The organism is Mesorhizobium sp. M7A.F.Ca.CA.002.09.1.1 (assembly GCF_003998555.1).
In the GTDB taxonomy this organism is placed as follows: domain Bacteria; phylum Pseudomonadota; class Alphaproteobacteria; order Rhizobiales; family Rhizobiaceae; genus Mesorhizobium; species Mesorhizobium ciceri.
The window spans coordinates 1-391 of record NZ_RZRR01001653.1; the positions used below are offsets into that span (position 1 = coordinate 1).

Annotated in this window: 1 pseudogene; it reads right to left on the reverse strand. The window is 62.7% G+C overall.

Annotated elements, in window-relative coordinates:
* Positions 1-391: pseudogene (locus EN994_RS35180) on the reverse strand (hypothetical protein); the annotation flags it as partial.

Genomic DNA, 391 nt, shown 5'->3' on the forward strand with positions numbered 1-391 from the left:
GGCTGATCGTCTGGCTCAGGGGCTGGCCGGCAGGCAGCACATACGGCCACGGCAGCACCAGCGGCCGCACATAGGTCTTGTAGGAGGCGTCCGACCAGTTGCGCTGGTCCTCCATTTCGAAAGTATCGCCTTCCATCCGGCACTCAGCGATGACACCAGGCCGAACCTGATGGGAGATGGCGCGGATATCCTTGAAAGGCTGCCAGGGGTCGATCAGCTGGGGAAGTTTCGTCGCCACCACGCTGCCGTCTGTGTGCTCGACCATGACCGGGCTACCGGCGAGGTCGGCGATCGGGTGCAGGATACAGAAGCCGCAGCGGTTGGTTTCGAAATCGTTTTCGGGAAGGGCGCTGACGTCGAAGACCAGACGGCCGTCGGCAGAGCCTTTGAT